Raw genomic sequence first — 20,311 nt, 5'->3', positions numbered from 1 at the left:
TGCTTACCTCCCGTTTTCATTTCCATTGCCCACATGATGAAAACTTAGTCCTAAAAGGGTGGCTTCTTGATCACTCTCCGTGATCTCAACCAGAACCCCACGGACTTTGATGGCGGGGACGCGAACGATAGCTTTGTGGCCGATATGTTGTCCCTCATAAATCGTGACAGGTCGTCTCGACTTTTGCGTGATGATGCTAATTTTAAAGCTTCTTACCTGTTCGCCTTCTGTCAAATCCTCTTCCAAGACAACAAGATCAAGCATTTGTGCTTGCTCCGTCTCGTAAACCCACGTATGGTGGTCCCTTCTATCGCATTGCGCCAGCGTTGCAAATGGACTCCCTACATGTCTGCGAATTTCCGCACCGAAATCAAGCAGCCTTTCCACGTCCTTCTCAGGAAGCAAACCGTTTCGATCCGGCCCGATATTGAGAAGCAAGTTTGCGCCTCTGCCAACCGAATGCAAATAAATGCTCATGAGTTCTTCCACACTTTTCAGGGTATGTTCATCGCTGTCGCTATAAAACCAATTCCCCCGCATCTGAACATCGCATTCCGCAGGCAGCCACAAACGATCGCCTAACTGCTCCTTTTTCTCCGTCAAAATGGAAAACTCTGTTGCATCTACGACATTCCAGCAGGGCACCGGGGCAATACCGTCCTCGTTGCCTACCCAGCGAAAATCGGGATCCCCCATATTAAAAATTAAAATCTGTGGTTGCAAGCGCCGAATTTCACTAATGATGCGATTCCAATCATACGAATGCCCTTCAGAGCCGCAACCGTCAAACCACAGGATGTCAATGTCACCATACTCGCTAAGCAGTTCGGTAATTTGGTTGACGAAATAATCATCATAAGCTTTCGCATCCTGGGTGTAAAAATCGGCAGAGCCATCAAACGGCGAATAGTACAGCCCCGGTTTCACATCATATTTACGGCATGCCTCAACAAATTCGCGAATGACATCCCCTTTCCCTTCCTTCCACGGAGAAGCGGCCACACTAAATTGGCTAAACCGCGAAGGCCAGTTGGAAAATCCATCATGATGTTTCGCTGTTAGAACGGCGTAATTCATTCCCGCCTCTTTGGCCGTTCGAATCCACTGCTCACAATCCAGATGAGCGGGGTTGAATGCAGCCGGATCCATCCGCCTTTCATCGAAATCAACGTAACCTTCATAGAACGTGCGCAGCCCAAAATGAAGAAACAAGCCAAATTCCCAGTTCTGATAAGCTAATTGTCTGGCTGTGGGGGTTAACTTCTGAACAAGATTCATATCATCCGACCTTTCTCATTCCCTTGGTATAATCGCTCATAATCTTCTACATTAAAACTGTACAACTGTTCTGCTTTTTTTCCAGAGGAGGGTGCAAGCTCTCTCGGATGTTACTTTTTGGCAACAGCTTTCTGATAAATTTCTATATATTTACCAAGTTGCAAGCCGTCAAAGCCTTTTACATAACTGTCCCATTCCTTCTCAATGTCTTTGCTGCCCGTAATAAACTGCGCCATGTTCGACTTGATGTAATCACGAATGGTTGTTTTCAACTGTGCCGCAACTTCAGCATCTTCCAATGCGATAAACACGCTGGGTGGATACATCACTTTCGATTGAAAAGGTTCATATTTCGCTGATTCACGTTTCAAACGCACTTCATACGCCCCTTCTGCAAGCGGATCTTGCAGTGCTGCCCAGGAATCGCGATATTGGAACGTACGGAGTGACGGCCCAATTTGTTCCCACCCATCATTATGCGTAGGTTTGTTGTCGACCTTAGGAATAACCGCATATTTCGCCTGCTTGCCGTTCATATCCAGCTCGCCGTCCTTCGCCTTGCGCCATCCAACGTTTTCCGTGCCGCGCTCTTCCAGAACAATCGCTTCTTCCGTGTACAAATAGTCGGCTAAGCGGATCGCAGCAATTTGCTGCTCTTTGGTTGCTTTATTCGTAATCGCCATTTGCGAACTGCCAATCCCTGCAAAATAGCCGGCCTGCTGCACACCGTTAGGCCCTTTGAGCGGAGGAACGGTAACATAATCCTTGTGGCGCGGGTGCTTCTCATCCGGCGAGTGCGCGTAACTGATCAACGCGGTCGTTATACCGCCCAGCACGTTCGCGTCTTGGCGGTTACCCAACTGCTGAATCGCATCGGAGTTTTGTGTAAAGGATGCTGGATCAATCAAGCCTTCCTTGTACAACTTGTTCAGGTACAACAAACCTTGCTTCCATTCGGGCTTATTGGCAGTTAAATCCACCTTGCCATCCTTTAACTGCAGGAAAGTGCCGCTGTCTTTATCGATCTGATCGTCGATAATAAAGGCGTTCATCAGGAAGGACGCGATGTTGCCTGCCCACATATCATCTGAACCGGTCAGCGGGATTTCATCTTTTTTCCCATTGCCGTTCGGATCTTTTTCCTTAAATGCCTTCAATACTTCATAAAATTCGTCTGTTGTCGTTGGCATTTTCAGTCCGAGCTTATCCAGCCAGGCCTGGTTAATCCACAGCTTTTGAGCATAGTTGCAGTGATAGCACTCATTCACTTGCGGAAGGGCATAAATGTTGCCGTCCGGCGATGTGATCGAACTTTTCAAGTAGGGCAGATCAGCCATTGCTTTCTTGAAGTTAGGTGCATAGGTATCAATCAAATCGTTCAGCGGAATAAATACGCCTTGTTTGCCGTACTTCATCTGCTCATCTTTCGTTAAAGCTCCTTGCAAAATCACTTCAGGGTAATCACCGCTTGCGAGCATTAACTGTTTGCGGTCATTTAACGCTTTGTCAGGCACGAGGTCCCATTTAATTTGAATGTTCGTTTTATCCTGCAGATATTTGGTAAAAGAGTTCGTCTCCATGTTTTCGATGCTGGCCAGCTGCGGGGCGAACATTTTAATCGTCATGGGCTTCTTCACGATCGGATATTGCCCAACAGGGGTAAAATCTTCGCTTGCGGTTGGCGCGCTGCCTGTAGAGGCGTCTCCCGCTGGTGTGCCGGACTCTGTGCTGCAGGCGCTCAAGACGAGAGAGAAACAAAGTGCAACCCCCACCAAACCTGTGTATGATTGATGCCATTTTTTCATCGTAACAGCTCCTCCCAATTTAACAATCCTATTCCTTCAACCTTTTAATGAACCAATCATGACACCTTTAACAAAATGCTTCTGCACAAACGGATAAATAATGAGAACCGGTGCGCTTGCCACAACGATAAGCGAGTACTTAAGCAGGTCCTTCAGACCTTGCTGGGCCAGCATCTGATCAACCTTGGACACCATAGTCGGATCTATCGTATTAAGAATAAGAATGTTGCGCAGAACGATCTGCAGCGGAAACAAATTCGGTGATTTCAGGAAAATCAAGGCATCGAAGTAAGCGTTCCAATGGCCAACCGCATACATTAATGTCAGTACAGCCAGAATCGGCTTGGAAAGTGGAAGTACGATACTCGTAATGAATCGGATATCGCTGCAGCCGTCCAATTCCGCCGCTTCGGCAATTTCATCAGGAATCGATGTTTGAAAAAAGGTGCGAGCGATAATGACTTGAAACACTGCCATGGCGCCAGGCAAAATCATCGCCCACCGGGTATCGAGCAGATGCAGATTTTTGACTACGAGATAGAATGGGATTAATCCTCCCTCGAACATCATCGTAATCACAAGCAGCACCATGATGACATTGCGGCCATAGAACGTTTTTCTGGCGATGGGATAGGCCAGCATGACGGTTAATGCGACGTTGACGACCGTACCAACCACGGCATAAATAAACGAATTCATGTAACCGGTTACGATTTGCGGATTACGGAACACCGCTTTGTAGCCCTCCAGCGTAACATCCACAGGAAGCAGCCACACTTTGCCGGAGACAACGGCTTGCGGTGAACTGAACGATGAACTGACGATGAAAATGAGCGGAAACAGGACGACAATTAACACCGCGATCAGAAAGATATAAATACTGAGCAGAAACAATCGGTCGCCTTGCGATTCGCGAATGCTTGACGTTTTGATCATAGAAGATCCTCCTTACTACGGACTAAGGGGCCAGCGGTTACCACAAGCTTGAACTGGACAACTTTTTGGCAATGTAATTGACCCCTACAAGAAGAATCAAATTAACAACCGAGTTGAAAAAACCAATCGCCGCCGAGAAGCTGAAGCTGGAACTGAGCAGCCCCACTTTGTACACATAGGTCGAAATGACTTCCGATGTGCTCACGTTGAGCGGATTTTGCATCAAATATATTTTTTCGAAGCCAAGCTTCATGATGTTGCCTAGATTGAGGATTAGCAGGATGACGGAAACCGGAATCAAACTCGGAATGTCGATGTTTATGATTTTCTGTATTCGGGATGCGCCATCTACCTTGGCCGATTCATAAAGCTCAGGGTTCACACCTGACAAAGCCGCAATGTAAATGATGGCGCCATAACCCGTATGCTGCCAAACGTCCGACCAAACGTAGATCGATTTGAACAAACTCGGAATTCCCATGAGATTGGTATTTTCCACACCGAGCGTATGCAGGAACTTGCTGATAATACCGACGTTTGGCGACAAGGTGACTATGAGGATCGACACCATGATGACCGTCGAAATAAAGTAAGGCGCGTAGGTAATCATTTGCACGCTGCTTTTGAAGAAACCGTTACGGATTTCATTCAAAGCGAGCGCCAATAGGATCGGAGCTGGAAAGCCAACAAGCAAACCGTACATACTGATGCCCAGCGTGTTCTTCAAATATAGCCAGAAATTCGGCGATTCGAAAAACTGTTCGAAGTATTTCAGGCCCACCCACGGGCTGCCCCAAATACCTTTGATGACGTTGTAGTCTTTGAAAGCAATGACGACGCCAGCCATAGGAATGTACTTGAAAATGATCAAATACAGCAGCGGTAAAAAGACAACCAGATATAACTGCCAGTGACGCTTCATCTTTTTCATGGACATTCCTAATTCCTTCTGCATGCTTAACATAGGCTCCTTCTCCTTTCGTCTGGATGGAATGCGCTTTCACACCTTCATCGTAAAGGCGATTGCAGCCAGCTGCAAGAAACAAGAATCGTGCCCTTAACCGTTTTCGCATCGTCTGAAAAAACGCGCAGCCCCGGAGGTTCTCCGGAGCTGCTGCAGCCAAGCAAACTATTTTCTACCACTTAACGAAATTCACCCGGTCTCTTTGCGCACCGCATCCTCGCGGTATTCGCTAGGCGAACAGCCCATCACTTTCTTAAACACACGACTGAAAGAGATTGCGCTTGTATAACCGATCTGCTCCGCAACTTCTTGCATCGGAGCATTCGATTCCGCGAGCAGTCGCTGCGCTGCCTGGATGCGGATATCGATCAGGAAGTCGACGAACTTCTGTCCCGTCTCTTCTTTAAACAGCTTGCTCACATATTTGCTGCTAATGTTGAAGGTTGAACTGAGGTAATCCAGCGACATATTCGGATTGGCATATTCTTCTTCGATAAACTTCCGCATGTCGCGAATCGTTGCTGCATGCAGCCGCCTGTCCTGCGCTTCCAGCAGACCGGCGTATAGACTGTCCAATATGTTCAGGGATTCTTCCCGCATTTGTTCAAGGGAATGGCAGTCATCCATAACTTTGCTAAGCCCCGGAAGACCTTCCCGCATCCACATTTCTTGAGACTCCTTGGTCATCCCCGCCATTTCCCGGCCCAAATAATAAATTAAATAGTTCATCAGATTTGTAATTTCATCTTTGGTTAATAACCCAAGCTTCATTTCGCCAAATAGCTCGTCATATTTCGTCTTCCATTCATCTTCAAGAAGTCTGAACGACTGAATCATAGATCGCATGGCATTGAGATGTGAAAATACTTCGGCCTGCCCGTGATTGGCGATATGTTCGCTTGTGATCAGCCTATTTTCGCCAAGCGCAATTTTATATTTAAGCGCTCTTAGCGCTTCTTTATACGAATTCGCAACGCTCGCAAGCTGTACGACCTGCTCACCGATCCCCACCGTTACCGTAAACTTCAAGTTCTCTTGAGCCCACTCACGCACATGATCAAAAAGCTGAAGGATCGAGGAAACGCCGGCTTCCTCCTCGTTCCCCATAAACACCATAACGCTCAGCTGAGAAGCGGACGTCCACTCGGCCCAAAGCACGAGCTCATATTTCGGAGCAAGCTCCTGAATAACGCTGCGCAGCGCAAATTTGAGAAGGTTTTGATCCTTGCGTGAGTACTGACAGCAGAAATCGCTGTATTTATCCATTTCGATCACCAGCACCACTTGGCGGTTGGAAACGTAGGGAAGCTGCAAACTGCTTATTTCTTCCACCCATTCCTCATGCGTTAGCCCCGTGTCGCCTTCAATGAGCTGATGAAACAAGTATCTCGCCCGGAGATGCCTGTCTTCTTCATGTTTTTGTTGATACTGATTGGATTGTTCAATGATATTGGACAAAGCGGATTCGATGAACGAGAATTCATCTCCCCCTTCCTTGGACAAGGGGAGACGGTACCCGCGAATACGCGCCACGATTTGCTCCAACGGCTTCGAATTGCGTCTTGTCACATAAAGGAGCCACACAAATCCAACCACAATCATCGCGATTCCGATAATAAACCAAACGTTGTAGAGGGAGGAAATCACATGAAACACCTTACCGTTCACAAGCCCGCTTTGATAGGACCATCCCGTATAACTGGACACATAATTCGAGAAAATCCTTGTTTGTTCATTTGAGCGGGAATCACGAAACAACTCGTTGCCCACGGCGTCGCGAAGACCGATATAACTTGTTTTGGGATCATACAAGTCCGCAATGCTGGTCCGCAACGAATCCGTCGCCACATTGACGACGATCATTCCCTTCTCGCCTGTGATGAATGGTGCTCCCCGCACCAGACTGACTACAGGCTTGCTGCCTTTCACAGAAAACTGCTCGAAGTCTCTTACCCCTGACCATTTTTTGCTGCCTAACGGGTCCTTGGCACTCTGAATAAACGGCTCATCCTTGTAATTGCTTAGCTGATCGCTTGTCGCATTACTGAGCACAAAATTGTCTTCAAACCGCACCAAATAGATCGAATCAATCATAGGGTACGAGGCGATCATCTCGCGCATTTTTTTGACCGCGCTAATATTGGTGAACACATTACTTTTGGATTCATTATTGAAAAAATCAGCCAATTCTTTATTGTTAATTGTTTCCATCATCACCATGTTGTCAATCGCCTTCAGCGATGTGTCGATTAAGCGCATCGCCTGCAAGGACAACATTTTGTTGGCATTCAGCGCCTCTTTGCGGCTTTGTTCACTCAGCACCTGAAAAAACACGAAAAACGTAAACGTGACCACGATAATAAAAATCGGCATATAAGATAACAGCAGCCGATTAAATAGCGTTTTCCTCATGTTCAGCCTCCATTGTTCAAACGAAATGTCGACGGTGAGCAAAGCGGAGTTCCGTTCGTTTGGATGCCTTTGCCTTTTTTGCGTCTATCTACCAGTGTACACGCTTACAACTGGAATCGTCCACTCTGTGTAAACTATTTCCCTTGAAATAGTGCCTCAGCGTTCCCTTATCATTCCTAAGAAGTTTCGAGTCCCGCCAGCCGAGGCTATTTATAATGCTTAGGGCTAACCCCTACATACTTTTTAAATATTCTTGAAAAATACGTCCGTTCCATATAGCCTAACTTCAGCGCTATCATTTCAATGTTGTATTGTTTTTCCTTTAACAAGCCGCAGGCAATTTTCATTTTGAATTGATGGTAGTAATCAACGAAATTCACACCGGTTTCCTGCTTGAAATACCGCGAAAAATAGCTTGGATTCAGAAACAAATAATAGGCGATATCCACCATCGAAATATTTTCTGCCAAATGATCCGTTATATACCGGTCGATTTGCTGAAGCTTCGGCTTTTTATCTATCGCCATATGCATCGAGGCCGCATGCAGCTCTTCCAATTTGCAGCTGATTAATTCAAGGCTTTCTTTTAACCGCTTGCACCTCAATAAGCAGCTATGGAACGTTTCTTCGTTTTTATGCTTAGCATCCAATTCAATCAGCCGAATGCGATGCGAGCACGCTGCAAGGAACATCCCCGACTCCATTCGCTCTTCACGAACGAAAGTTTCCAAAGCGCACAGGGATTGGGTAATCCCATTCGTAGTGGCGTCTTTGACCGCCTCCGTAATCCGATCCCATTGTTCTTCCAACGAATGATTGACATTCCACAAGGGGACTTCCAGCAACTTGATCGCTCCAAACGTATCATCCTCATAAAACGAGGACTTCTGCCACATCTTCATCGTCTTGTAATTCGCGCTTATCCCTTCCACTCCTTTAAAAGGAGTTCCGTAATGAAGGAACACATCCATCTTCAAATACTGTTTAATCAGTTCGCGTAAAGACAATAAATAATCCTTAAACAGGGTAGTCGTATTCAAGCTCAAGTTCGGCTGATAATTATAAATACATATCAATTGACCGTCCGCATCGGAAAATAAAGTAACCTGCTGCTGCGATTGCAGCGACAACTCATTCGCTATGTTCCCGGCTGCGTACAGCAGCAAATTCATATCTTCAAATCTATACTGCTTATAGACCGAAGCTCTATGAAAGGAACCAATCGCCATAAGAAAGTGTGAATGCCCCCAGTTAATGCCTAACCGTTTCCCATAACTGAGCATCTCCGGGGCAGAGGACGTTGTAAGAAGCTGCTGAAAGTACGTCTGCTTGAGCAAATCTTTATTTTTGATCAAATCCTGCTTATACACGATGTCCTCTACTTGATTTTTGGCCTCAGTCAGCAGCTGGATCGCTTTGCGCAAGCTCTCATCGAGCTGCTCGGAGGTTAATTCATCTTTAATTAAATAATCAACAGCATCTAGCTGCACGGCTTTTCTGGCATAATGAAATTCTTCATGACAGGTCAAAAATACGACCTGAAGCTCAGGCTTCAGCGTTTTCAGCTGAGCGACCAGCTCCAAGCCATCCATTTGCGGCATCCCAATATCCGTAATTACCAAATCGAGCTGCGTTTCATGGAAAATCTGCATGGCATCTTCGCCAGAATTTGCCGTCGCAGCAAGCCGCAGCCCCAACGATTCCCAAGAAATCAACTTCGTTAAATATTTGATCATCGGCACATCATCATCTACCAACATAACATTCAACATTTAGATCCCCCTGTAGGTAATTTCTCTTTAAATCCGAGTGTAACGGTCAAGCCGCCGAGTTCGCTCTGTGAGCAAATCATGGTTGAGGCGCTGCCATAAGTCATCTTCAGACGTTGAAAAACATTCCACAACCCTACTCGCTTATCCGTTTGCCAGGCTTCTGTATCCTGTGAGCTTTGCAGTTCGGCATTGAGCAGGTCTATTTTCTCCGCACTCACTCCTAATCCGTTGTCGGAGATAGAAATCTCCACGCGATGGTCGTTTTGCTTAGCTCGTATGACAATTCGTGGTTGATCAACGGCTTTCTTAAAGCCATGTACAAAGGCATTTTCCACAATGGGTTGAAGCAGCAGTTTCGGGAAACCTAAATTTGCAAGCAGCGGAGGAAGCTCAATATCCAACTGAACCACCAGATCACTGCGCATTTGCATAATGTCCACATAATGAAACAGCAATTTACACTCATTACCTAGACTAGAAGGTTCATTGAACTTCATATATGCCCTTAATAAGCTCATTAATGAATTAATTTTTTGACTATGGACCATCTCATTATCCAGAGCCAAATTGCACTTTATGGAATTCAGCGTATTCATCAGGAAATGTGGACGGATCTGCGAATAAAGCGCTTGAAGCTCTAATTCACGTTTCTGCTCTTGCTCCTGTTCATTTTCCACAATCAACTGGTTGATTTGTTCCAGCATAATATTCAAGGTTCGGCCCAAGTCCGAAATTTCATCTTTGCCGTCTTGTTCAAACCGAATCCGGCGATTGCCATTGCCGAATTGCTTAACCCCTGCTTGAAGCTGCCGGATGGGCCGATGAAGCCGCTTCGCTACGTACATCGAGACGACAAAAAAGATCAGAAAAAAAGGGATGATCAGCAGCAGCGTAATGAAAAATGTCTTTGTAATTTGACCGGTCACTTGCGCGTCCGGCGTCTCACTGATGAGCTTCCAGCCTGAGTATTGAATCAAACTTTCATTTCTAATACTATTTTTCGCGGTAGCATCCATGCCATAAGAGACGATCGGATCACCCGCAATCAATTTGCCTTCAGCATCAAACAAGGCCAGTTTCGAAGTGTTTAGTTGAGTGAACGCTTTCATAAAATAACGCTCCGGTATGGAGATAAACAAAGTACCTAACTGTTGCGTATCACTTGGAGATTTGATGACCCTTGCAAGCAAATAGGCCTTGTTGGATAATGCGTTTGTCCCCTGTGTTGGTACAGTTCCGAGCCATTGTAGAATATTCGGCTTTGACTGATCCACTCGCGATTTGACGATTTCGTACTGCTGCCTCGTCATTTCCGGGTCCGCTCCCTGGATCTCACTGGACTGTACGATAAATCCAGCTTGATTGGACACGTACATCAGAATATCCGGATTCATCGTTTTGACATCCACCAGGCTGAAAAAATCTTTGATTTGCAAATAAGTTTCAAAATCATGGAAACTCTCAATGCGCTTCATCGCCATGAAATTGCGCAGCTGTTTTTTCACATTTTCATCCTGAACAAAAAAGTTCGAGGCATAGGTCATATCATCAATTGTTTTGGATATATCCTTGGCAATGACGGTAAGCACCGTTTGATTGCTGAGAAAGATTTTCTCCTTCACATTGTTATGCGTAATCGAATAATTGAGAAACGAGGCAACGACAGTCGGCAGTAAAATAAAACAGAGAAATGAGATTTGAATGCGTCGATAAAAGGAAAATCGAAATAGTGAGTTTATTCTCATAGGAACTCCTTCTGCCTTCTGGATGCTAAGCATGTAACTAACATTCAACTACCCCTATCATAGCATAACGACTGTTTCCCTATGAACGAAAACATAGAGGACGTAATTACGCCCTCTACCCGTGTGTCCATGAGGACCCTATTGCCTATTTCGCATTTTGTTTGGCGATTTTATCCGATTCATCCATCATCCACTTTTGCGCTTCCTCGGCTGTCGTATTATCCAGCATGAATTTGCTAAATCCTTTTTCCAATACAGCCTTCAACTGGTTACCGTATGAAACGGAGATCGCAGGATCGAAATTCGTTTTTATGCGCTTATCAAAAATGGTTGTTTGCAGCGACGTTACGTCGATAATATCCGCCGCTTTGCCATACAGCCGATCTACAATCGCTTTGGGATCAGCCTTTTTGTACCCGGACAATTCGAGTCTTGCTTCTTGCTCCGTCGTCATATAGCGAATGAAATCGTAAGCTTCTTGCTTGTGCTTCGAATTGGATGCAACTGAGACGTAAGATCCTCCGATGTTGGTAATACCTTGTTCGCCGGTTTTGGAGGCGCGAGGCAGCGGGGCAATGACCGATTTGAACGTATGCGGATACTTCTCTTTGTTCATAACATTATCAAGCATGAATGGCGCTGTTGCCAGCATAGCCGCTTTGCCGTTCAAATATTCCGTGATATAACTTAACTTCGCTCCAACAACATCAGCTAAAGGTTTGACGGATTTATCATCTTTCTCCATGGCACGACGCAGATTGAAGAAATAAGCAAACGACGGATCATTGAAACCAGGCTTGAGATCGCTTGTCAGATAAGGGCTCTTGAGATCGGAATAAGCAATTAGATTCGTATACTCGCCCCACGTGTGGAAATAAGCGCCGTACCGTTTATCGTTGCCTTCGCCTTTCGAAAGTTTTTTGGCATATTCCCGGAAATCGTCCCAGGTCCAATCGAAAGATGGCAGCGATAGATTGGCTTCCTTCAAGGCATCCTCATTAATCAGCACAAAATAAGGACTTGATGTGAGCATCGTTGCGTAATATTTCCCATTTACTTTCGGATTAATGTAGTACTCCTCTTCCGGTTTTACATTCCCTTTGGCATAAAATTCATCCAGGGGGGCAAGGACGCCCGCAGCCGCTCTCGCCAACGTTTCATCAATGTTTCCGTACTCAAGGACATCCACTTCTTCTCCGGAAGACATCAATACATCCATTTTCTTCATGCTTTCTACGGAATTCCCGGGAACTAAAGAAATATTCTGCACCTTAATGTTCGGATATTTGGCTTGAAATGCATCAATCATCTTTTGGCGGGCAACTTGATTCGTTTCATTATCCCACGTGTAAAACTTAAGATTCACCGGCTTCGCATCCGATTGTGTTGCCGCAGGCGCTGCGCTTGTTGTTACAGCTGCTGATCCTGTATTTCCTTGATTTGAACCCGAACTGCATGCACTCAAAATTGACATCGTCAATAAGGCGCTGCTCAGCAATATGGCCATCTTTTTTTTCATATGACGTCCCCCAATAGTTCAATTTTTTTGTTGATATCCAGAATTTTACACGGATTATTTCCCCAAGACGGTATAATATTTTGCGCTCTTTGTGTCATATCTTTACTTCCTATCGGCCGTAATCAACCTTTTACCCCACCAAGTGCGATGCCTTTAATCACTTGCTTTTGCAGGATGATAAAGATAATTAATAGAGGTAAAATAGCAGCCACAGAGGCCATCATCAGGACGGCGTAATTGTCGGCAAATTCATTTTTGAAAAGCTGTAAACCCAGCGGAATTGGATACAATTGCTTCGATATAAGGAAAATCAGCGGATTCTGATAATCGTTCCAAACCCAGATAAATTTAATGATGGCTACCGTTGCCAGGATCGGTTTCGACAACGGCAGGATGATTTGCACGTACATTCTAACATATCCCGCTCCATCAATTTTCGCCGCTTCCAAATATTCACTATGAATGGAAACCATGAACTGCCGCAGCAAGAAGGTAAAATAGATCGTCGAGAACATCCCCATGAGCATTAATCCCGCATGCGTGTTATATAAGTGAAGCCACTTGAGCAGCAGATAGCGAGGCACGAGCGTAGATTCGGAAGGGATGATCATCAAAGAAAGTAAAATCCCAAAAGCCATGTTTCGTCCACGAAATTGGAGCTTGGTAAAAGCAAATGCTGCCATGGAAGAGAAAAGCAGCGTTGCAAAGGTGATCGTAAGCGCTAGCTTCAGCGAATTATAATAAAACAAAGTGAACGGAACACTGCTCAGCCAAACTTCCTGGAAGTTGCTGATCAAGTTCCACTTGGATGGAATCCACTGAATGGGGAATACCATCACATCCTTCTCATACTTCGCAGCCGCCGAGAGCATCCAAAGCAAAGGCAGAAGGAACAGGAACGAAAATAATCCCATCAACAGCGTAGTGATCCATTTGGGTATATCTATCTTTTTCAATAACAAGCTAGCTCTCTCCTTTCTGCTATTCGTAAGCGGAATGCTTTTGCAGCCGATAAGTAAGCAAAGTCACGATGCCAATAATGAGGAACAACACCCATGAAATCGCTGAAGCGTACCCCATCCTGAAGTTCTGGAAGCCTTCCTCATAAATGCGATAGACAAGCACGGTGGATGAATCGTTCGGCCCCCCTCCCGTGAGGAATGCAATCAAATCAAACACCTTAAAGGATGACATCAGTGTTGTTATTGTTAAGAACGAAGTTGTCGGAGCCAGCAAGGGAAGTGTAATCCGGAAAAATTGTTGGAAGGAAGAGGCGCCATCCATATTAGCTGCTTCATAAAGCTCATCCGGGATATTCGTCAAACCAGCAATAAAAATAATAATTTGATAGCCTAACGCTGCCCAAATCGCGATAATCATAATCGATGTTAATGAGTAATGCGTATCCGCTAACCATTTCGGCGGGTTGGTGATCCCAAAGCGAAGCAAAAACTGATTAATTGGGCCTAAGGAAGGATGATACAAAGCGCTCCATATCGCGCCAAGAGCTGTTATCGAAGAAATGTACGGGATGAAAAAAGCAATTTTAAAGTAGCTTTGCCCAAACACTCTGGCATGTATAAGGACCGATAAAATTAATGCTAGAACAAGTCCGATCGGCACTGTAATTACCGTATACGTTAAGTTGTTTTTCAAAGCCATATAGAACTTGTCATCTTCGAATAGCAGTTTAAAATTATCCAATCCAATGACTTTAATACTTGAAAGTCCGCCAACCAAGTTCCACTGGCAAAAGCTTAAAAAGAGTGAGAACAAGACCGGAAACACGCCAAGAATCAGTATGCATACATACACTGGCGATAGAAATAACCATCCCGCAAACGCCTCTTTTCTCGGTTGGTTCCAGAAAGCTCTTTTGGGCCTTGAGGCAGCCGAAGGTAAAGCAACCCTTTCTGAATTATTGATCAACACACGGTTCACCTCTCTACATAGGTATCATTGTATAGATCTACTATAAAGCCTTTTCAATTTCACTTATGAATCTGATATTTTACTGATTTGTGTAATATTTTTACTTTTTGCTCCAGACAAGAAAAGATGCTGAGCACCGCCAATAAACGACTTCGTTGTCCTTTAGGACGAATCCGTTTGTCAAGGTAGGGCAATGCAAAAGTAAAAACTTATACTTTCTATTAATAAAGGTTGAGCTTTAAAAAGGGCCTATTTCAGTCCTAGTAGTTCCTCGTTGAGGAGAAAGGAATCATTGGAGGAGTTAATTTCCCTCCGTAGTTTAGCTTGTTAAGAGCCCAGTAGGAGCGAATTTTGGCGGAGGGGGCATCTACATAGGAAAGGTAAGCTGGCTGGCCACTTAGAGGAACTAGAGGGCGTTATTCTAACAAATTATGCCCGTTTCCGCGTTCAAGCGGAACAGCAGGGCCCTATTTGACCGCCTAACCCCGATTTCTTCAAGAAAACGGACAAATAGAGGACGTCAGTTCCCCTCCACGTGACGAGGAGCCTATTTCGATGAAATAGTGCCTTGTAGTTCCCCTCAGGAAGGAACCGCTGGAGAGATAGCAGCGACATTGACAGCTATGTTGTATTTTGCACAACCATTTGGCCGTAAAGGGGCCTCACTTCGCCTCTATATTGCACTTTATACAACGATCGTTGCATATAAACCCCTTACAATTCACCTTTTGCAACAAATGGTTGTATGATGTGCAACGAAAGACCGCAATCGCGGTCCGACCACACCATTACGTTGTATGTCATGCAACGTAGCCCTTCAACTTTGCTCCACAGCCGTCTTTACAACGAAAAATACTTGTTTGAGTAGATTCGATTCCATACTTAGATTTTAACAAAAAAGTTAAATAAAGGTTGAGTCAAGGTAGAGCGACGCAAAAGCAAAAACTTTTACTTTTTTATCTATAAATAAAAAAGATTGCCAACCACCTGACCAGAACGGTCGGGTAGAAAGCAATCTCTTCGATTCAATAAACTATTTGACGTTTATTCCAGCTAACAACCTTTTCAGCACAACCACGGATTCAGCCCTTGTAGCATGCTCCTGCGGGGCAAATTCTTGCTCGGTTCGGCCATTCATATAGCCAGCGTCCACAGCAAGCTCAACAACGTGTTTGGCCCAATCGCTGACCAAGTTCTCATCCAAGAACTGGATCGAGGCGCCTGCCGTCATCTCTTCGACTTTCGTCCCCGTCACCTGAGCTTTCGCCCTCATGAGCATGGCTGTCATTTCTTCGCGTGTAATGTTCTTCTCCGGGGCAAACGTATCGTCAGCAACACCGTTGATCAGTCCTGCCGCATAAGCTTTCTTCACGGTGTCCTCATACCAGGAGCCTGCCGCGACATCCGTAAAAGGATTAACTCCAGCGCCATCCTTCAGGTTCAATGCTTTGGCAAGTAAGGTAGCAAACTGTGCTCGTGTGACGTTCGTATCCGGTGCGAAATGATCGTCATCCATGCCTTCCACAATCTGTTTATCGACCATCAACATAATATCCGACTTGGCCCAGTGACCGTTAAGATCGCTGAAGATTTTGGTGAAATCGGCAGATTTAGTAAGCGCAATCGATTGATTTTTCAAATTGTGATCTACAATTTTCATAGAGGTCCATGTCACTTGAGAGGTTCCAACCTTCTTGGCTTTGAAAGTAATGGTACCGATGTCTATATTCCCCTTCTCACCATCCACTTTCCCCACTTTGGTGTGCGCAAATGTCACTTCGTTATTCTTCACTATTGGCGAAACGGAGAAGCCTTCTATCTTGGTATCTGCTTTGACCACTTCAAGTTTACTGGCATCAAACGAGAATTTGGCTTCATAGGCATATAAATCCTGCAGATTTTCCCCCTGCAGCGTAACGGTGAATTCGCCTGTAGACTCGGCATCCGAGGTCTTCATCACGAATTGGGAAGCATCCTCCGCATAAGCCGGAGCGAGTAGTGCCAAGGAACAACCAAGATTGCAGACTAAAGTAGCAAGTACGATTTTACGCCTCATTATACGTCATCCTCTTCTAGTTACTGGATTATTTTTGCGGCTACAAAGGCAAGGTCGTCAATATCGATATGACCATCGCCAATCACATCCGCTTTCTTAGCCTCTTCCCAATCCGGACTGTTTGTATCTTTCCCGTAGTGGGCAGCTACGATGGCCAAGTCGCCAATCGTCACTTTCCTATCGTTCGTAAGATCACCAGGAATGCCAGGGATTGGAGCCACTATCGCTACACGATAGCTGGAAGCCGCCGCTTCCGCTTCGCCCCCTGCTGAATCGCCTAAAACCGCCTTCGAAATCTCGACATTCCCCGTTTTAGTTTCCGTAACTGCTTTGGCTCTGAACGTCAGCTCCACAACTTGCGCGTCCTCGCTAATGGCATGAGCTGCGCCTTTACTGACAATAAAGAGTCGAAGCTTACCTGCTGATTGCCTAATCGGCTCCAAAATGGAAACCCCCTCAATCATTGAGGTGGCAGATACGAATTCCATCGCATTCGCATCGTAATTCAAAGTGACATCCTGCGCAAATGCCGGCTGCGCCAGGTTCTTTAGCCCAACTGTGACCTTAAATGTTTCCCCACTCGCTGCCGTGCTGCCGCCTGAAAGCTCAGTGGATAATGCTGCTGGAGGCGTAATTAACGTGACCTCAAGAACAGGCCGATACGCGGCATTGGCATGCTCCCTGGAAGCGTAACTTACGTCCCCTTTCGCTCCCTGATTCGAAGTAGAGGCAATCAACAGGGACATTTTCTTGTCCGCTGCAAGCGCTCCATTCACTTGGTTTGTTACATCAAATTGAGCCGGCGTATAGGCCGATGTCAGCGTCCAAGTCGCAAATGCCGCTCCTGCTGCAGGCTTATTGTTCCAGTTAACGGCCGCTTCTCCCCAGCTATTATCCGCCACAAGCTGCGCCTGATTCGTTGTGCCGGACATACTCACTCCAACCGGAACAAGCGTAACCTTAGCGCTCTCTATGACTCCTGAGATGGAAGCAAGATCGAATCGCAAGTACGATTGCCGTGCGTATCCTGCAGCATCCTGCTTGGTGACCAGACTATCTGCCGTCCCATAGTTCGTACCGGCGTAAGAGCCGTCACGGACATACACATCCGCTTCAGGGAAGATCGTAACGATCGGAACCGGTGTGGCGGATAGCTCATTTGAAAGTCCGCTTTCACCGGATGCCTGATAGGCCATCACGGCAAAATAGTAGGTTCGCCCCGTTTCCAAGCCAGTTACGGCAACTTGATTCGTGGAACTAACCGATGTGACATCGAGCGTTTTGGTGTAGACACCTGGCGAAGTGCCATACTTCACTCGGTAACCAGCTGCTCCTTGTACCCCCGTCCAAGACAACACAACTTGCGAAGCGCCGCCTTCGGCACGGACCAAGACGGGCGTCTCGGTCGTAGAAGGCGCTTTCATACTAAACTTGGCTGCTAGTGTCTTGCCGAAAGCCCCGTTGGTTCGAACGCTCATTTTAATCGTCGGACTGACTTGGGTAACCGTAATCCCAGGATCGAGGGAAAGGACTCCTGTTGCGCTGCGGTTCAATTCCACTTGAATCGTTCCTGTGTTCGCTTTCGTCGGATCGGAAATCCCGATGTGAATTTCCCCATCCGCTTCCAGCATTGTAACTGATGCCTTCTTGTCGCTTGTGATCAGTGGTTCATTGTTGGCATAAACGGTTTTCGTTACATCGTTCCAGAAATTAGCCCCAACCGCATGCAAAGTTAAATCTATTACTGCATGGGCGTCGGCTGAATTCTCCAGAATTTGAATATCCGGATTAGCCGCATAGCTTGCCGTTGCAGCTGCATCCTTGCCTGGCAGCACGACATAAGCGTAAGTCGCATTTGCGGGTGCTTTGCCATGATGAAATGCCAGGCTAAGATAAGAATTCGTCACTAGATCCGTGTTTCCTCCTGTGTTAATCTGTTTCCATGTACCAGATCTGGATTCTCGCAGTCCAGTTATGGATGCTGTGCCTGGAAAATAATAACCGATATCGGAGCCTGGCACATTCCCGGACAAATGCGCCCAATGCGCGTTATTGATTGTTTCCGACCATCCAAGGCCGCTTGCTTTGGTTACGCCGTCTACAAGTAGCGGATTATCGCCGCTTGCTTTTAACTTCCGGTTCTCAACAATCGTTTCAACCGTACGTGCCGTGTCTGTACTTGCAATGCCGGAACCTACGGCGACGATTTGATCACCGAACATGAACCATGATTTCTTCCCTTGCAAGGGACTTCCCGTATTTTGAGTAAGAGAGAACTGCATTCCCGCAGAACCGTGAAGTTGGTCGACCGAAGATCCTCCCACCCATGTGTTCGGGTTCGCATAGTTTTTCCAATCCACCGGTGTGCCGCTTCCAGAACCGTCTGTTGTCGTCCCAGGAAGACGATACATATTGACAGTAGCCCAGTAATTGTCGCTGTACTGTTTCAAATCATTGTTGTACAAGGTCGTCATGCCGACACCCGTAAACCAGCCCTTGATATTTTCACCGTTGCCATATTCAAAGGCGGAAATACGAGGCGAGAACATGCTGATGCCCAGTCCAAAATGTTCACGAAGCTGAGCGACACGATCCATCCCGGGGAATTGGAAGTGTCCTACCAGCTTGCCTTGAGGCGTTATCGCACCATCGCTCATCAGCTTTTTACCCAGGATCATGTCAAACATACTTGCACCCGTATAATAGTTCGCGAACGTTGTATCCGTTGAGATCCATTCCTTGACCATCCGCTTGATTTTCAGCGCTTGTTCGGGCGGCGCCCCTTCTGCCAGACGCAGCATACTCAGGATAATGGAGCAGCCAGTTGTATGATCGTTACCGCTTTGCCGTGAGATTCCCCGTCCTTTCAGGTTATCCATGCTGGCTCCCATATAAATTAGCGGCTTGTAAGATTCATCGACCCATCTGTACACATTAGCCACATTCGGGTCTGTAATGCTCCAAGAAGATCCGCTCAATAAGTACATGAGATCCGCCATTCTTCCGAGCAGCACATCCCCATATCCGCCTGTGTAGGCTACATATGTATGCTGAATAAACGATCCGTCGTCATAAAAACCGTCTCCGCTCTTCACATATAGAAATGCCGGACTCATAGAATCCCGGCCTTGGGTAATTTTGGCGCTCGATTTGCCAATTACGCCGCGAAGAGATACCACATAGGCTTTGTCCAGTAAGTTGGCGCCTGTTTCAACGACCGAGCTGGCGGTTCGTTTGCTGGGATTAGGCACAAATCGGTCAATAGCCCGCATGTAATTATCAATTTGAGCCTGCGTCAAATCCTCATACATAAGCACGAGCGTGCTATTAACGAGCTGAGGCGTGCCGATTTCCCAGTCCCACCAATTGTCGTATTCGCTTTTGGATTCCTTATAACGATTGGCATAAGCCCAATCCAAACCGCTGACGATATCATTTTTAAGATTTACATTATGATAGAGAGGTGAACCAATCGTCGAATAAGCAATGGCCATTTGATTTAAACGCGTAAAGTGGGAGGAAACTTCACTTGATTTCGTCGTGCTTTGCAAATCAGCCCATAAGTAGCTCCTGTTCGCCGCCTTATTCATCGTATCCCAGTAGCCGGTCAAATTCTCATTGCTTACGGCATCGCTCTTGAACTTGATGTTCACGGAAATATCCGGATCATTCGGATCATAACCATTTCCACCCGTGAAATAGGTAAACATTCTAGTACGAAGCGCGTCAAATTCGTCTGCAGGATTGGATGCTGCTGCGGCATATGGTGCAAATGGAATGACATAAATGAGAACGAGCAGCGTAAGAATGAGGTGAAATTGGATTCTATGTTTCATTCGTACCTCCTTAGGCGGACACCTTCCGTTAATTAAGCTAGACATCACCTTGGCGA

The 20,311-nt window shown here is 46.0% G+C and carries 13 protein-coding genes; all 13 read right to left on the bottom strand.

The genetic code is table 11. The annotated features are described in order from the left end of the window. Positions 1-3 precede the first annotated feature (3 nt). The 13 genes from GON05_RS05230 to GON05_RS05175 all read right to left on the bottom strand — a co-directional run bounded on the left by GON05_RS05230 (position 4) and on the right by GON05_RS05175 (position 20,255). Positions 4-1,278 carry an alpha-L-fucosidase gene (locus GON05_RS05230; protein ID WP_157318155.1) on the bottom strand — a complete coding sequence of 425 codons (1,275 nt, stop codon included), beginning with the start codon at positions 1,276-1,278 and terminating at the stop codon, positions 4-6. A gap of 110 nt (positions 1,279-1,388) precedes the next feature. After that, positions 1,389-3,083, bottom strand: a complete 1,695-nt coding sequence (locus tag GON05_RS05225) for an ABC transporter substrate-binding protein (RefSeq protein ID WP_127449287.1) — start codon at positions 3,081-3,083, stop codon at positions 1,389-1,391. 36 nt (positions 3,084-3,119) lie between these two features. After that, positions 3,120-4,019 carry a carbohydrate ABC transporter permease gene (locus GON05_RS05220; protein WP_157318154.1) on the bottom strand — a complete coding sequence of 300 codons (900 nt, stop codon included), beginning with the start codon at positions 4,017-4,019 and terminating at the stop codon, positions 3,120-3,122. Positions 4,020-4,056: 37 nt separating this feature from the next. Then, a complete protein-coding gene (locus GON05_RS05215) occupies positions 4,057-4,983 on the bottom strand; it encodes an ABC transporter permease (RefSeq protein ID WP_157318153.1) in 927 nt (308 codons plus the stop codon). A gap of 44 nt (positions 4,984-5,027) precedes the next feature. Further along, entirely contained in the window at positions 5,028-5,162 is a 135-nt protein-coding gene (locus GON05_RS39635) for a hypothetical protein (protein WP_258567604.1), read from the bottom strand. Positions 5,163-5,172: 10 nt separating this feature from the next. Beyond that, on the bottom strand, positions 5,173-7,395 hold the full coding sequence (locus GON05_RS05210) for a helix-turn-helix domain-containing protein (protein ID WP_157318152.1): 2,223 nt from the start codon (positions 7,393-7,395) through the stop codon (positions 5,173-5,175). A gap of 206 nt (positions 7,396-7,601) precedes the next feature. Continuing rightward, positions 7,602-9,167 (bottom strand): response regulator transcription factor, encoded by a 1,566-nt coding sequence (locus GON05_RS05205; RefSeq protein ID WP_157318151.1) that lies wholly within the window; start codon positions 9,165-9,167, stop codon positions 7,602-7,604. Then, entirely contained in the window at positions 9,161-10,912 is a 1,752-nt protein-coding gene (locus GON05_RS05200; RefSeq protein ID WP_181646425.1) for a sensor histidine kinase, read from the bottom strand. Before GON05_RS05200 ends, GON05_RS05205 begins: the two co-directional genes overlap by 7 nt. Positions 10,913-11,057: 145 nt before the next feature. Beyond that, positions 11,058-12,431: an ABC transporter substrate-binding protein gene (locus tag GON05_RS05195; RefSeq protein ID WP_157318149.1), complete on the bottom strand. Its 1,374-nt coding sequence runs from the start codon at positions 12,429-12,431 to the stop codon at positions 11,058-11,060. Positions 12,432-12,553: 122 nt separating this feature from the next. Continuing rightward, on the bottom strand, positions 12,554-13,345 hold the full coding sequence (locus GON05_RS05190) for a carbohydrate ABC transporter permease (RefSeq protein WP_157318244.1): 792 nt from the start codon (positions 13,343-13,345) through the stop codon (positions 12,554-12,556). A gap of 67 nt (positions 13,346-13,412) precedes the next feature. Further along, on the bottom strand, positions 13,413-14,357 hold the full coding sequence (locus tag GON05_RS05185; protein ID WP_397370152.1) for a carbohydrate ABC transporter permease: 945 nt from the start codon (positions 14,355-14,357) through the stop codon (positions 13,413-13,415). A gap of 1,039 nt (positions 14,358-15,396) precedes the next feature. After that, positions 15,397-16,419, bottom strand: coding sequence for an S-layer homology domain-containing protein (locus tag GON05_RS05180; protein ID WP_157318148.1), 1,023 nt, complete (start codon positions 16,417-16,419; stop codon positions 15,397-15,399). Between the two features lie 20 nt (positions 16,420-16,439). Next, complete coding sequence (locus GON05_RS05175) at positions 16,440-20,255, bottom strand: polysaccharide lyase family 8 super-sandwich domain-containing protein (protein WP_157318147.1); 3,816 nt, start codon at positions 20,253-20,255, stop codon at positions 16,440-16,442. Positions 20,256-20,311 lie beyond the last annotated feature (56 nt).

This window comes from Paenibacillus anseongensis (genome assembly GCF_009757995.1).
Taxonomy (GTDB): domain Bacteria; phylum Bacillota; class Bacilli; order Paenibacillales; family NBRC-103111; genus Paenibacillus_E; species Paenibacillus_E chondroitinus.
This window is presented reverse-complemented; position numbering and strand designations above follow the sequence as displayed.